General features: G+C 74.9%; 11 protein-coding genes. 10 read left to right on the top strand and 1 reads right to left on the bottom strand.

The window, feature by feature from the left end:
• Positions 1–70 precede the first annotated feature (70 nt).
• From vioC to IE109_RS19045, 6 genes are all read left to right on the top strand, one after another.
• The gene (vioC, locus tag IE109_RS19070; protein WP_189552116.1) at positions 71–1,105 is read left to right on the top strand and encodes an arginine beta-hydroxylase, Fe(II)/alpha-ketoglutarate-dependent; all 1,035 of its coding nucleotides are present in this window, start codon (positions 71–73) and stop codon (positions 1,103–1,105) included.
• A 9-nt stretch (positions 1,106–1,114) separates the two neighbouring features.
• Positions 1,115–1,858, top strand: coding sequence for a GNAT family N-acetyltransferase (locus tag IE109_RS19065; protein ID WP_189552115.1), 744 nt, complete (start codon positions 1,115–1,117; stop codon positions 1,856–1,858).
• Positions 1,859–1,976: 118 nt separating this feature from the next.
• Positions 1,977–4,001: an NAD-dependent epimerase/dehydratase family protein gene (locus IE109_RS19060; protein WP_189552114.1), complete on the top strand. Its 2,025-nt coding sequence runs from the start codon at positions 1,977–1,979 to the stop codon at positions 3,999–4,001.
• Positions 3,998–4,732 carry a PIG-L deacetylase family protein gene (locus tag IE109_RS19055; protein ID WP_229891240.1) on the top strand — a complete coding sequence of 245 codons (735 nt, stop codon included), beginning with the start codon at positions 3,998–4,000 and terminating at the stop codon, positions 4,730–4,732. Before IE109_RS19060 ends, IE109_RS19055 begins: the two co-directional genes overlap by 4 nt.
• A complete protein-coding gene (locus IE109_RS19050) occupies positions 4,725–5,957 on the top strand; it encodes an ATP-grasp domain-containing protein (RefSeq protein ID WP_189552112.1) in 1,233 nt (410 codons plus the stop codon). Before IE109_RS19055 ends, IE109_RS19050 begins: the two co-directional genes overlap by 8 nt.
• The gene (locus tag IE109_RS19045) at positions 5,954–7,120 is read left to right on the top strand and encodes a glycosyltransferase family 2 protein (RefSeq protein WP_229891238.1); all 1,167 of its coding nucleotides are present in this window, start codon (positions 5,954–5,956) and stop codon (positions 7,118–7,120) included. Before IE109_RS19050 ends, IE109_RS19045 begins: the two co-directional genes overlap by 4 nt.
• On the opposite strand, the gene IE109_RS19040 is transcribed toward IE109_RS19045, so the two are convergent.
• Positions 7,085–8,710, bottom strand: coding sequence for a CocE/NonD family hydrolase (locus IE109_RS19040; RefSeq protein ID WP_229891236.1), 1,626 nt, complete (start codon positions 8,708–8,710; stop codon positions 7,085–7,087). The genes IE109_RS19045 and IE109_RS19040 overlap by 36 nt on opposite strands.
• 73 nt (positions 8,711–8,783) lie before the next feature.
• Here IE109_RS19040 and IE109_RS19035 point away from each other — a divergent pair, with 73 nt between their 5' ends.
• The 4 genes from IE109_RS19035 to IE109_RS33210 are packed head-to-tail and all read left to right on the top strand — an operon-like array spanning position 8,784 to position 13,336.
• Positions 8,784–10,286 carry an AMP-binding protein gene (locus tag IE109_RS19035; protein WP_229891234.1) on the top strand — a complete coding sequence of 501 codons (1,503 nt, stop codon included), beginning with the start codon at positions 8,784–8,786 and terminating at the stop codon, positions 10,284–10,286.
• A complete protein-coding gene (locus IE109_RS19030) occupies positions 10,283–11,317 on the top strand; it encodes a macrolide 2'-phosphotransferase (protein ID WP_189552109.1) in 1,035 nt (344 codons plus the stop codon). Before IE109_RS19035 ends, IE109_RS19030 begins: the two co-directional genes overlap by 4 nt.
• On the top strand, positions 11,314–12,117 hold the full coding sequence (locus IE109_RS19025) for an alpha/beta fold hydrolase (RefSeq protein ID WP_189552108.1): 804 nt from the start codon (positions 11,314–11,316) through the stop codon (positions 12,115–12,117). The genes IE109_RS19030 and IE109_RS19025 overlap by 4 nt, the downstream gene beginning before the upstream one ends.
• Positions 12,107–13,336, top strand: coding sequence for a nucleoside 2-deoxyribosyltransferase domain-containing protein (locus IE109_RS33210; protein ID WP_229891232.1), 1,230 nt, complete (start codon positions 12,107–12,109; stop codon positions 13,334–13,336). The genes IE109_RS19025 and IE109_RS33210 overlap by 11 nt, the downstream gene beginning before the upstream one ends.
• Positions 13,337–13,345: the final 9 nt, after the last annotated feature.

The raw sequence follows: 13,345 nt of genomic DNA, 5'->3' as shown, positions 1-13,345 counted from the left end.
AGGGCCCGCGGACCGGCTCAAGGCCGGCCACGGGCGGTAACCATCCCCGACCACTCAGCGAGAGTTGGCAATGTCGAACCTCACCGACCAGTCCACACGCAGCTACACCCTCACCCCCGACGAGGCCGCCGCCACCGCGGGACTCACCGCCGAACTGGCCGCCCACTACCCGTCCTTCGGCGACCCCGGCCTCCTGCGGGACCTGCCGCGGCTGGCGGCGCGGCTGCCGCTGGGCGTGCAGCACTTCCTGCGCGACTTCAAGCTCGGCGACCGCCACGGCCATGTGGTCGTCCGGGGGCACGACTTCGACCAGCGCCGCATCGGACCCACGCCCGAGCACTGGCGCGGCCGCGGCCGGCCCGGTCCGGAGTTCCCCGAGGAGCTGCTGCTGATGCTGTACTCGGCGCTGCTGGGCGAGCCGTTCGGGTGGGCCACGCAGCAGGACGGCCACCTCGTGCACGACATCTTCCCGATCCGCCAGCACGAGAACGACCAGCTCGGCATGGGCAGCAAGGAGCTGCTGACCTGGCACACCGAGGACGCCTTCCACCCCTACCGCAGCGACTACCTGATCCTGGGCGCGCTGCGCAACCCCGACCACGTACCCACCACGGTCGGCGAGCTGGACCTGTCCTCGCTGTCGGACGAGGACGTGGACATCCTCTTCGAGCCCCGCTTCTACATCGCCCCGGACGAGTCGCACCTGCCGAAGAACAACACCATCACCTCCGACGAGGAGGCCGCCCGCTTCGCCACCATCCAGCGGATGATCGACGAACGGCCGCTCGGCCCGCTGCTGTACGGGTCGCGGCAGGACCCGTACATGCGCCTCGACCCGTACTTCACCTCCGTACCGGAGGACGACGCCGACGCCCGGCGTGCCTATGACGCGCTGTTCAAGGTGGTGGACGCCGGGATGCGGGAGGTGGTCGCGGACCAGGGCGACGTGCTGTTCATCGACAACCACCGGGCGGTGCACGGCCGCCTGCCGTTCCGGGCGCGCTACGACGGCACCGACCGCTGGCTCAAGCGGGTCTGCGTCACCGCCGACCTGCGGCGCTCCCGGCCGATGCGGGCCACGGCCGAGACCCGGCTGCTGGGCTGAGCGCGCCCCGTGGACATCACCCTCACCGATCTGTCCCGCGACCCCTGGCTGCTGCCCGAGGTGGACGCCCTGATCGGGGCGAACATGCCCGCGTTCATGAGCTGGGAGTCGCCCGGCAACTGGCGCTGGCACGAGATGTACGAGCTGCACCCCGCGCACCAGCTCTGCCTGGTGGACGGTGACGGGAAGCTGGTCGCGGCGGCCAACGGGCTGCCGGTGCGGTGGGACGGCTCCGCCTCGTCCCTGCCCTCCGGGAGTGACGAGGTCCTGGTGGAGGCCGTCGACCACGGCCCCCCGGACCACCCGGACGCCGTCTGCATGCTGTCGGTGTCCGTCGACCCCGCGCACCGGGCGGCCGGTCTCGCCGAGCGGCTGCTGACCGAGGTCCGCGCCAGGGCCGCGGAGCGGTGCCCGCGCGGGGTCGTCATCCCGGTCCGGCCCACGCGCAAGCCGCGGTACCCGCTCATCCCGATCGAGGAGTACGCCGCCTGGCGCCGGCCCGACGGGCGCTGCTTCGACCCGTGGCTGCGCACCCACCTGGAGCTGGGCGCCCGGCGGCTGGGCATCGCCCACCGGTCGCTGGTGATCCGTCAGCCGGTGGCCCGGTGGGAGGAGTTCCTCGGCCACGCCCTGCCGGGGCCCGGGGACCACCCGCTGCCCGGCGGCCTGGTGCCGCTGCGGGTCACCGACGACGGTCACGGGACGTACGCCGAGCCCAACGTCTGGGTGCACCACCCGGCCGGCACGCCCTGAGCCCGGGCGGGGCGCCCCGGACCCACCCGCGCTTCACCTTCGTACCCCGCTTCACGAGCCCTGCTTCACCACACTCCTGCATCACGACACTCCTGCATCACGACACCCTGGAGAACCCATGCCTCCCGTACGCCTCGCCATCGTCGGGTGCGGTGCCGCCGCCCGCGGCTGCCACGTGCCCGCCCTGCCGCCGCTGAAGGGCGACGTGCAGCTGACCGCGCTCATCGACCGGGACCCGCGTCAGGCGCGCGCCGCGCTGGAGCTGTACCGCGAACTCGGCGGCACCGGCGCCGACGAGGTGGTGATCGCCACCGACCCGGCCGAGGCCGCCGACGCCTTCGACGCCGCCGTGGTCGTCGTCCCGCACACCGTGCACGCGCGGACGGTGGAGTCACTGCTGGCGGCCGGGAAGCACGTGCTGCTGGAGAAGCCGATGACCACTTCGGTGGAGGACGCCCGGCGCCTGGCCGCCCTGTCCGACGACACCTCCGCCCCGCTGCTCGCGATGGCCCATCCGCGGCGGCTCTTCCCCGCGTACGCCTGGGTCAAGCGGCTCATCGAGGGCGGCGACCTGGGCGACGTGGTGCGGGTCGACTGGGCGGAGGGCCACCCCTACGCCTGGGAGCCGGTCACCTGGTCGATGTTCGACCGGCGGCTCGCGGGCGGCGGTGTGCTCACCGACACCGGCTCGCACGTCTTCGACACGCTGCTGTGGTGGCTCGGCCCCGACGTCGAGATCGTCCGCTACGAGGACGACTCGCTGGGCGGGGTGGAGACCGACGCCACCGCCCACCTGCGCTTCGGCGCGGTCGATGTGCACTGCGCGTTCAGCCGGCTGCGTGACCTCGGCATCTCCTGCACGGTGACGGGTACCAAGGCGACGGTCACCATCGGCACCGACTTCCCGGCCGGCGAATGCACCCTCGTCACCTCGGACGGCGTCGAGCTGCACCGCGGTGACGTGGAGGCCGTGGCGCCCGCCCAGGGCGAGTGGGAGCTGCTGTTCACGGAGCAGCTGGCCAACTTCGCCGCCGCCGTGCGCGGGACCGCCACCGCGCACTCCGGTCCCGAGGACGGCCGGCGCGTCGTCGAGCTGATCCAGGAGTGCTACGGCGACGCCCGCGAGGAGGCCGCCCGGCCCTGGACCACCCGCGGCGCCCCGGTGGACGACGATCCCGCCCTCGCGGGCCGCACCGTGGCGGTCACCGGCGCGAGCGGGTTCATCGGCGGTCGCGTCGTGGAGCGGCTGGTGCTGGGCGGACAGGCCCGCGTCCGCCCCGTGGTACGGGGCTTCGGCCGGGCCGCGCGACTGTCCGTACTGCCGCAGGAGCGGCTGGAGTTCCGGCAGGCCGACCTGCTGGACGCCGACGGGCTGCGGGCGGCCTTCGAGGGCTGCGACACCGTGGTGCACTGCGCCTTCGGCAGCGCCGGGGACGAGGCGGACCGCTGGGCGGCCTCCGTCGACGGCACCGCCCGCGTCCTGGCCGCCGCCCGTGCCGCCGGCGTCCGGCGGGTGGTCCACCTGAGCACCGTCGACGTCTACGACCCGGCGGTCACCGGTGAGCTGACCGAGGAGTCCCCGGCCCGCCCGGCGGACCCCGCGGACCGCGAGTACGAGCAGCAGAAACTGGCCGCGGAGCGGCTGGTCCTCGACGCGCACGGCCCCGACCTGGAGACCGTCGTCCTCCAGCCCGGTGTGGTCTACGGTCCGTGGGGCGGCCAGTGGACCACCGCCCAGCTGCGGCGCGACGAGGGCGACTTCGCCGCGCTCCCGACGGGCGAGGACAGCGGCGTGTGCAACGCCGTGTACGTCGACGACCTGGTGGACGCGGTGCTCCTGGCCGTCGTGAAGGAGGCCGCCGCCGGTCAGCGCTTCCTGGTCGGCAACGGCGAACCGCTCGGCTGGGGCCGCTTCTTCGACGCGGTCCGGTCCCTGCGGGGCCTGGGTGAGCCGGCGGCGCCGGCCACCGGGGACGTGGTACCGGACTGGGAGATGGAGCTGTACCGCTCGACGGCGCGGGCCCGCTACGACAAGGCCGAGCGCCTGCTCGGCTTCACCGCGCGCACCCCCTTCGCCGAGGGCGTCGGGCTGACCGGGCAGTGGGCGGGCTGGGCCCGGCAGGCGCCGGAGGCCCGCTCGTGACCGGGGTCACCGATGTGCTGGTGGTCGCGCCGCACCCCGACGACGACGTCATCGGCTGCGGCGGGTCCATCGCCAAACACGTCCGGGACGGCGCCCGGGTGACGGTGGTGATCGTCATCGGGCGTGAGCGGAGCGCCCTCGACGACGCGGTCACCGACGCCGAGTTCGCCGCCGAGACGGAGACCGCCGCCAAGACGCTGGGCGTGCACCGCTGCGTCCGCTTCGACGAACCGTCGCGGGACTTCGCGCTCTCCCGCCGGGTCCACCTGGACCTCGTCCGGGTGCTGCGGGAGGTGCGGCCGCAGGTGGTGTACCTGCCCCACGACAACGACGACGACGTCGAGCACCGCATGGTGCACCAGCTGACCATCGAGGCGCTGTGGATGGCCCAGTCGGAGTTCTTCCAGGAGGCGGGCGAGCGGCCGATGCCGGCGCCCCGGCTGGTGCTCGGGTACGAGGTGTGGGCGCCGATGGCCCGCTTCCAGTACGCGGAGGACATCGGCGGGCAGATCGAGACCAAGGTCGAGGCGATGCGGGCGTACGTCTCGCAGCTGCGCCACGCCGCCTGGGACGAGGGCATCCGCGGGCTGGCCCGCTACCGGGGCGCGGTGTCGGCCGGCTCGGGCCACGCGGAGGTGTTCCAGGTGCTGTCGCTGCGCTCCCCGTACCCGGCCGGGGGGCCACCCGGTGACGGGTCGCCGGGCGAGGGGCCGGGAGGCGGCCGTGACTGAGCGGCTCCTGGTCTGCGGGCTGGGCTCGGGGATGGACCACTCGCTGGCCGGGCTGCGTTCGGCCCGGCGGGAGCTGGTGGTGGTCACCGGCACGCCGACCGACCTGGCGCGGGCGGCGGCGGACCTGCTGCTGGTCTGCGACCCGTGCGACAGTACGGCGGTCCTCGCCGAGCTGTCGGCGGCCGGCGTGGACCGGCTGGACGGTGTGTTCTCGCTGGGCGCCGACAACCCCCCGGTGATCAGCGTGCTGGCGCGGCGGTTCGGCTGCCCGGGGCTGCCCCTGGAGACGGCGCTCGACTGCACGCTCAAGGACCGGCGGCTGGCGATCCTGCGGGACGCGGGACTGGACCTGCCCCGGTTCGCGACGGCGGAGAGCGTGGAGGAGGCGCTGCGGGCGGTCGCCGAGGTCGGTCTGCCGGCCGTGATCAAACCCAGCGACCAGACCGGTTCGGTGGGCGTGATCAAGGTGGACTCGACGGAGGCGGTCCGGGAGCGGGCGGCCGAGGCGCTGCGGCTCAGCCCCGTCGGCCGGATCGTCGTCGAGGAGTTCCTGGAGGGCACCGAGCACACGCTGGCCGCCTTCATGGTCGACGGCGAGCTGCACCGGTTCGGATTCGCCGACCGGGAGTACGGGCGCAAGGAGGAGTTCGCCCCGTACTTCTTCGAGGGCGGCGACACCCTGCCCAGCCGGCTGGACGCGGAGCGGATCGAGGAGATCACCGACACGGTGCGGCGCGGGGCACGCGCCCTGCGCCTGGACCCGGCGGTGATCAACACCGACATCCTGCGCACCCGTGACGGCCGGGTGGTGCTCCTGGAGATCACCTGCCGGCTCACCGGCGCGCGGATCGCCACCGAGGTGATGCGGCTGGCGACCGGGGTGGACCCACTGCCCAACGTGGTGCGCCTGGCGCTGGGCCGGCCGCTGGAGCTCTCCGAGCTGCGCCCGACCCGCGACGGGGCGGCGGTCCAGCGGTTCCTGCCGGCGGACGGCGGGGTGGTGGAGTGGGTCGGCAACCCCCGGGACGTCGCCCGCCGGGCGGGGGTGCACGACGTCTTCTGGGGCATCGACCTGGCGCCCGGCACGGTGGTGCCGCCCTACCGGGGCGGGGCCGACGTGCTGGCGGGCGTGATCGCGTACGCCGACGAGCCGGCCGAGGCCGAGGCGATCGCCGAACGCACGCTGCGCGCCCTGCCCCTGCGCTTCAAGGAGCCGGCGCGATGACCACGACACCGGCGACGACCGCGCGCGGACCGCTGGGCGCGCGCACCCGCACGTACACGAACGAATCGAGGGAGAACCGGATGGCCACCGACCCGGTGGACGAGGCAGCAGTCGACGAGGGGATCGCCCGTACCGCCGTGGTCATCGCCCTGCGCGACGACCTGCGGATCGCCGACTGCATCGCGTCGATCGACGAGGACGTCGAGATCGTCCTGGCGCTCAACGGGCCCAGCGACGCGGTGCTGAAGCTGATCGCCGATCATCCGCGGCCGCTGACCGTCACCGAGATCGCCGACGTCGGCAACCTGGGCGCGGCGTACAACGCCGGGGCCGCGGCCACCGACCGGCAGTACCTGCTGCTGATGGACTCCGACTGCACCTTCGCCCCGGGCGTGGTGCGGGCCATGGTCCGCGCGGTGCTGACCGACCCGGTGGTGAAGGGACAGGTGGTGTACGGGGAGTCGGACGGTCTGCTCAGCAGGCTGACCGCCCGTGTGCGGGAGTTCGACGAGGGCGACTACGTCAGCGCCCTGTCCCCGCCACTGATCTACAACCGGGCGATCGTCGACCACATCGGCGGGTACCACTTCGACGAGCTCATCCACTGGTGCGAGGACCGGGAGTTCGACTTCCGGCTCCAGCTGGCCGGCATCCCGGTGGTGTACCTGCCGGAGGCCCGGATCTTCCACGACGCCCAGCACGGCTTCGCGAACATGCGCAGCTACTTCCGCTACGGGGTCGGCGAGGGCATCGCGCAGGAGACGGGCGTCTTCACCACTCCGGCCGTACCGGTGCTGTGGCGGTTGTTCGAGGCGACGAGGACGCTGGCGCACTGCGCCCGTGACAAGGGCGCGGGCGCCGCCGCGTACTACGCGCTGCTGAAGGTCGCCTTCCACACGGGCACCGCCCACCACCTGCTCAACGACCCCTACCGGGTGCGCGACCGCTACCCGGCCTCGGCCAAGCGGGCCCGGATGGTGCGGTCCATCCCCCAGCACAGCACCCGCCTGACCAAGGCCCAGCTGCGGCGGCTGCGGCGGGCGCACTGGGAGGCGGGCCGGCGGATCGAGAGGGTGACCGACCTGTCGGTCTTCCGTCCCGGCGCCGCCGGCCCGGCCGCCGCCGCGTCAGCCGCCGGCGAGGCGCGGCAGCAGCAGGCGTGAGGGGTGGTCACCGCCGTGGTGGACCGTGTGGTGCGCGACCACCCGGGGGTGGACGTCGAAGCGCGGTGTGTTGCCGGCCGCGACCTCGAGGCGGACGCGGTGACCGGTGCGGAACACATGGCCGATCGCGCCGAGGCGGACGGTGACGGCGACCGGCCGGCCGGGGGTGGGCGTGCCGCCCGCCCCCGGCGCCTCCGGTTCCGGTGCCGCTCCCGGTGCCAGTCGGTGGATCCCGTCGCACAGCAGCTCCGCCCGGCCGTCCGGCCAGACGTCGACGAGCTTGCCGGTGACGTCGGCGCCCGCCGCGTCGGGCGTGACGTACACCGTCAGGACGGTGTCGCCGACCACCGTGAGCGGGGCGGTGAGCGGGGCGCCGGTGAAGCACAGGACGTCGTCGCGCCCCTCCACCGCGCGTTGGTCGAGGGGTCCGCAGTCACCGCCGGTGAACTGACCGGGCAGGGCGGTGGCACCGCCGGTGGTGGGGACCGGGTCGGCCGGGTCGTGGCGGATCACATCGCTTCCGGGGGCCGACGGCGCGGGGCCGGGGGTGAGCCGCCGCCCGTCGAGGTGGAGCACGTGCTCCTCGGTGCCGGGAACGGGCCAGTCGGGGAACGCGCGCCACTCGTCGGCCCCGGTGAGGAAGAGCCGCACCGGGTCGGCCGGCCCCGCGCCGGCCGGCCGGCCGCGCAGATGACGGTCGAAGTGGTCCAGGTGCAGGCCGGTGACATCGAGCTCCCGCTCGTCGGCGGCGAGCCCGTAACGGCGCTGGGGGAAGATCCCGCCGGTGACGCAGTGGGACCACGGTCCGACCACCAGACGCGTTTCCACGCCCTGTCGGCGAATTCCCCGGTAATTCTCCAGGGCACCGGCGAGGAATATGTCGTACCAACCCGTCAGGTTGAGCACCGGGACGTTTATCGACGGATAGGAGTCGCGCGGCGCGGCACGATTCCAGTAGGGGTGTCCGGTGGGATGCCGCAGCCATTCGCGGTAATAGGGCGCGAGCCGGTCGAGGAGGTCCGCGACGGCGTCCGGGTCCGCGTACAGCTCGTCGATCCGGTCCACGGCGGCGGTCACCTCGGCGAGGTCGGGTCCCGTCAGGCCCGCCCCGCTCAGCAGCAGGTCGTACAGCACCCAGTACAGGACGAAGCCCAACTGGAAGGCGCCGCCCTGGCGGGTCCAGCCCTCGTCGAAGCCGGAGCCGGCCGCGTGCGGGGCCACGGCGCGCAGGCCGGCCGGCCGCTCACCCGCCGCGAGCAGGGCGGCCATGCCCTCGTACGACCGGCCGAACAGGCCCGCCGAGCCGTCGCACCAGGGCTGTCCGGCCGCCCACGCGACGGTGTCCGCCCCGTCGGCCGCCTCGTGCCAGTACGGCTCGAAGGCACCGCCGGAGGCGAACCGGCCCCGGACGTCCTGCACCAGCAGGGCGTAGCCGGAGCGGACCAGCCGCAGGCCGTCGACGGAGGCGCCGCCGGGGCTCCCCGCCCTGCCGTAGGGCGTCCGCCGGATGAGCACCGGAACCGCCTCGGCGGTGTCCGGGCGGTAGAGGTCGGCACGCAATAACACGCCGTCCCGCATGGGTATTTCCACGTCGTGATCCACAACAATACGCACCCGCCAATATTCCAACAGAACACGGGAATTCACAATGGAGTCCTCCGAAGTGCCTTTTCTGGAACCGTTCTTCGCGACGGCGCGCGACGATCCGGGCCGGCCGGCCGTGGTCGACAACGGGCTCGTCCTCACCTACGGCACCTTCGCCGCCTGGGTGCGCGAGGTGGCGGGCGCCCTGACGCCGCGCACGGCGGGGCCCCTGCCGCCCGTGGGAATCGTCGTGCACCACTCGGCCCGTGACGTGGCGGCGATCCTGGGCGTGCTGGCGGCGGGACGGGCGTACGTGCCGCTGGAGGCGCACCACCCGGAGGCCAGGCTGGAGGCCGTCCTGGCGCGGGTCGGCTGCCGGGAGGCGGTGGCGACGGCGGAGACCGGCTGGCAGCCGCCCGTCGGGACGGTGATCCGGCCGCGCTGGGCACCCGCGCCCCCGGCGGCTCCGGCGGCCACCGGGGCGCCGCTCCCCGGCGGGCGGCCCGAGGACCCGGCGTACGTCCTGTTCACCTCGGGCTCCACCGGCGAGCCGAAGGGGGTGGTGGTCCCCCACCGGGCGCCGGCCGCGGTGGTGCCGGCGTTGCGCGGCCTGTACGGCACCGGCGAGGGCGCGTTCGTGCTGCACTTCCACGGCGCGGGCGGCGACACGAGCCTGGAGGAGATCCTGCCGGCGCTGACGGGCGGTGCCACTCTCGTCATCGACGACGCGGCGCGGGAGGACTTCGCGCGGGTGGTGGAGGACCAGCAGGTCTCGGTCGCGGTGCTGCCCACCGGCTTCTGGGACGGTGTGACGGGCGACCTTCTGCACCGGGGTGCCCCGCTCCCGGCGTCCCTGCGCACGGTGGTGATCGGCGGGGAGGCGGTGCGCGCCGACATGCTGGAGCGCTGGCGCCGGCTGGCCGGTGCCGAGGACGTCCGGCTGCTCAACACCTACGGCTCCACGGAGACCGCGCTCGTCACGCACGCGGTGCAGCTCGCCGGCCCGGGCGCCCCGGCGCTGCCGGAGACCGGCGGGGACCTGCCCATCGGTCTCCCGCTGCCGCACGTCGGCCAGCGGATCGACGCGGCGGGCCAGTTGTCCGTCTCCGGGCCCGGTCTGGCCCTCGGCTACCACGACGACCCGGAGGGGACGGCCGCCCGCTTCCCGGAGCGGGACGGCACCCGCTGGTACCGCACGGGCGACCTGGTCGGCGAGGCGGCCGGCGGGGTCCTGGTGTTCCGGGGGCGCTCGGACCATCAGGTCAAGATCCGGGGTTTCCGGGTGGACCTGCTCGACGTCGAGGCGCTGATCGGGCGGTGCGCGGGGGTGTCGTCGGTCGCCGCCGCCCGGGTGGACCGGGCCGGGCACTCGACGCTCGCCGCGTTCCTCGTCCCGCTGCCGGACGCCGACCCGGACACGGTCGTCGCGGGCGTCCGCGACCACCTGCGGCGGACGGCGCCGCCGCACCTGGTGCCCAGCCTGATCGTGCCCGTGGGCGCGCTGGAGCGGACCCACACCGGCAAGGTGGACCGCGACGCGACGCGCGACCGCCACCTGGGGGCCGTGGAGGCCGTCCGATGAGCGCCGCCGCCACGACCCCGGACGCGGGCTCCCGGAAGGCGGGGGCCCCGCAGACCCCGGACGCGCAGGCCGCACACACCCCGCGGACCCCCGGCACGCAGGCCCCGACAGCCCCGCGGGTCGCGGAGATCGCGGAGATCGCCGCGTACGCCTCGCGCGGGCTCGGCGTGGTCCTCGTACCGGAGTCGGCGCGGAGCGACGACAGCGGCTGGGACTTCCACGTCACCCACATCCGCGCCACCGACGGCACGCACTGGATCCTGCGGCGCCCCCGGCGCCCCGAGGCGTCCGCCCAACTGGCCGTGGAGAGCGCCGTGCTGCGCGCCGTGCGCGACCGGGTCCCGGTGCCGGTGCCCGACTGGCGGCTGGACACCCCGGATCTGGTCGCCTACCCCCGTCTCCCCGGCGAGGCGGCGGGCAGCGAGGACCCGGTGACCCTCACCTACGGCTGGACGATGGACCCGCTGGCCCACCCGGAGCGCTACCTGGAGCCGCTCGCCCGCTGCCTGGTCGCGGTGCACGCCACGCCTCTGGACGGCAGCCCCGGCCTGCCCGGTCCGCACCCGGCGGGCCCCGGGGCGGTGCGCTCCGGGATCGCGGACAAGCTGGCCCGCGCCCGGGCCGAACTGGCGCTGCCCGCCGACCGGGTGCGCCGCTGGCAGGACTGGCTGGACGACGACCGGCTGTGGCCGGACCGCCTGGTGCTCGTCCACGGGGACGTCCACCCGGGCCACACCCTGGTGGAGCGCCTCCCGTCCGGTCCACCGGTGCTGACGGGGCTGCTGGACTGGGCGAACGCGGGCGTCGGCGATCCGGCGGCCGACTTCGTCGACATGCTGTACGCCGGCGGCACGGACGTCCTCGACCGGTTGCTGGACGCCTACCGGGCGGCGGGCGGCGCGGTTCCCGGGGGCATGCGGGCGCACATCGTGGCCCGGGCGTCCTTCCTCTGGGTCCATGTGGCGCTGCGGGGCCTGGACACCGGCAACCGCGCGTGGGTGGACACCGCGCTGCGGAGGATCGCCCGGTGAGCGGCGGCCTCCCGGCGTACACGGTCCACGGTGCGGGGCGGCCGGTGGTGCTGGTCGCCGGCGCGGGAGGAGCCGGCCGGATCTGGGAGCACCACCAGGTGCCCGCGCTCACCGCGGCCGGCAACCGAGTGATCACCTTCGACCACGGCGCGGGCGTCTCCTCCGCCGGGGAACTCGCCGGTGAGGTGCGCCGGCTCCTCACCGGTCTCGGGCTGCCGCCCTGCCCGCTGGTCGGCCACTCCCTGGGGGCCTGGGCGGTGCAGGAGCTGCTCCTGACCGACCCGCACCTGGCGAGCGGCGCGGTGCTGGCCGCGACGCGGGGCCGGCCCGACGCGGTCGGCGACGCGCTGGCTCGCGCGGAGGAGGCGTACGCCGGGGCGGGGTGCCGACTCCCGCCGGAATACGAGGCGTTCGTACGGCTGGTGCAGAACCTCTCCCCCAGGACCCTGGCGGACGAGGACGCGGTCGCGGAGTGGCTGGACCTGTTCGAGATCGCGGCACTCGGCGGTGCCGCCGCCGGGCACCGCCCGAGCCCGCCCGCCCCCTGGCGCCCGGCCGCGTACGCCCGGATCCGCACGCCCGTGCTGGTGGTGGGCTTCGCGGACGACGTACTGGCCCCCGCCCACCTGGGCCGCGAGGTGGCGGCGATGGTCCCCGGCGCCCGTTACACGGAACTGGCGGACACCGGCCACCTCGGCTTCCTGGAACGGCCCGACGCCTTCAACGCCGTCCTGCTGGACTTCCTCGCCACCCTTCCCGCCCTCCCCACGACCGATCCCGGAGCGTCCCATGCCCACTGAGCCCGCCATGTCCACGGAGTTCGTCGAGTCCATCAAGTCCCCCGGGATCCCCGGGTCCCCGGAGTCCCGCGCCGGGACCGCCGCCTCCGTCGAGGTGGTGTACGTGGGCCAGGAGCCGCCCGAGTCCTGGGACGCGTCCGTGTACCTGTGCGGGCCCACTCCCACCGATCCGGCGGAGCCCTCCTGGCGGCCGGCCGCCGTCGCGGCCCTGCGCGCGGGCTGGGGCGGTCCGGGGCGGCTCGCGGTCTTCCTGCCCGAGCCCGTGGCCGGTGGGTCCTACCCGGCGTACGCGGACCAGATCTCCTGGGAGGAGGAGGCCATGCGCCGCTCGGACGCCGTCCTGTTCTGGATCCCCCGGGAGATGGACCGGCTGCCCGGGCTGGTGTCGAACATCAAATGGGGTGTCTGGTACGACTCGGGCCGGGCGGTGCTCGGCGCGCCGCCGGAGGCCGAGCGCATGGCGTACCTCCTGCACTTCGCCGAGGCGTTCACGGTACCGGTGGAACGCACCCTCGCGGGGGCGGCGGAGGCGGCCCTGCGCGCCGTGGGCGACGGTTCCCTCCGCACCGGCGGCGAGCGGGCCGTACCGCTCACGGTGTGGCGGTCCTCGCCCTTCCGGTCGTGGTACGCCGCCCTGCGGGCGGACGGCCAGCGGCTGCTGGACGCGCGCGTGGAGTGGTACGAGCGGGCCGGGGCCCCCGACGGGTCCCCGGCCTGGCTGCTGAGCGTCACCGTCGCACCGGGCGACGGGTCGGCCGTCTCGGTGTACCGGCTGCTGTCGGCTCCATGGCACGACGCTACGACCCCTCCCACCAGGGCGGGACGGGTTTCGGCCGCCGCCCGCCGACGCCCCCGGCCCGCGGTTCCGGCCCCCGTGGGCGGGCGATCAGGTCAGGGCGTCGCGCGGAAGGTCCCGACGTCGCAGTGCCGCCGGCAGGGGGGCGGCGGGCAGCGCGATGTGCACCATCGCGCCGGCTGTGGCGCTCGCGCTCGGTTCAGCTACCTCGCGGCGCGTTTCCGCCCTGCTCCGGTGCCTCACGGCGCCCTGCCCGGCGGCCTCCTGGCAGCGGCCCGGCCCCGACGCCTTCCCCACCCTCTGCGCCGCGACAGCCGCGGGGGCCACAATCATCGCGCCGGCCACCGCCCGCGCGCCCCCAGGGTGGCCGCGCGCATCACACCGGGGGCCGGAACTATGGTGTCCCACCATATACGCCTCTGACCTGCGCGT

This window comes from Streptomyces lavendofoliae, from assembly GCF_014649735.1.
Lineage (GTDB): Bacteria > Actinomycetota > Actinomycetes > Streptomycetales > Streptomycetaceae > Streptomyces > Streptomyces lavendofoliae.
Note: the sequence above shows the minus strand (reverse complement) of the source record. Positions and strands in the feature narration are given on the sequence as shown.

Coding starts and splice junctions, on each gene's coding strand:
- IE109_RS33210 (WP_229891232.1), top strand. CDS start 12,107: ATGCCCACTGAGCCCGCCATGTCCACGGAGTTCGTCGAGTCCATCAAG.
- IE109_RS19060 (WP_189552114.1), top strand. CDS start 1,977: ATGCCTCCCGTACGCCTCGCCATCGTCGGGTGCGGTGCCGCCGCCCGC.
- vioC (WP_189552116.1), top strand. CDS start 71: ATGTCGAACCTCACCGACCAGTCCACACGCAGCTACACCCTCACCCCC.
- IE109_RS19045 (WP_229891238.1), top strand. CDS start 5,954: ATGACCACGACACCGGCGACGACCGCGCGCGGACCGCTGGGCGCGCGC.
- IE109_RS19030 (WP_189552109.1), top strand. CDS start 10,283: ATGAGCGCCGCCGCCACGACCCCGGACGCGGGCTCCCGGAAGGCGGGG.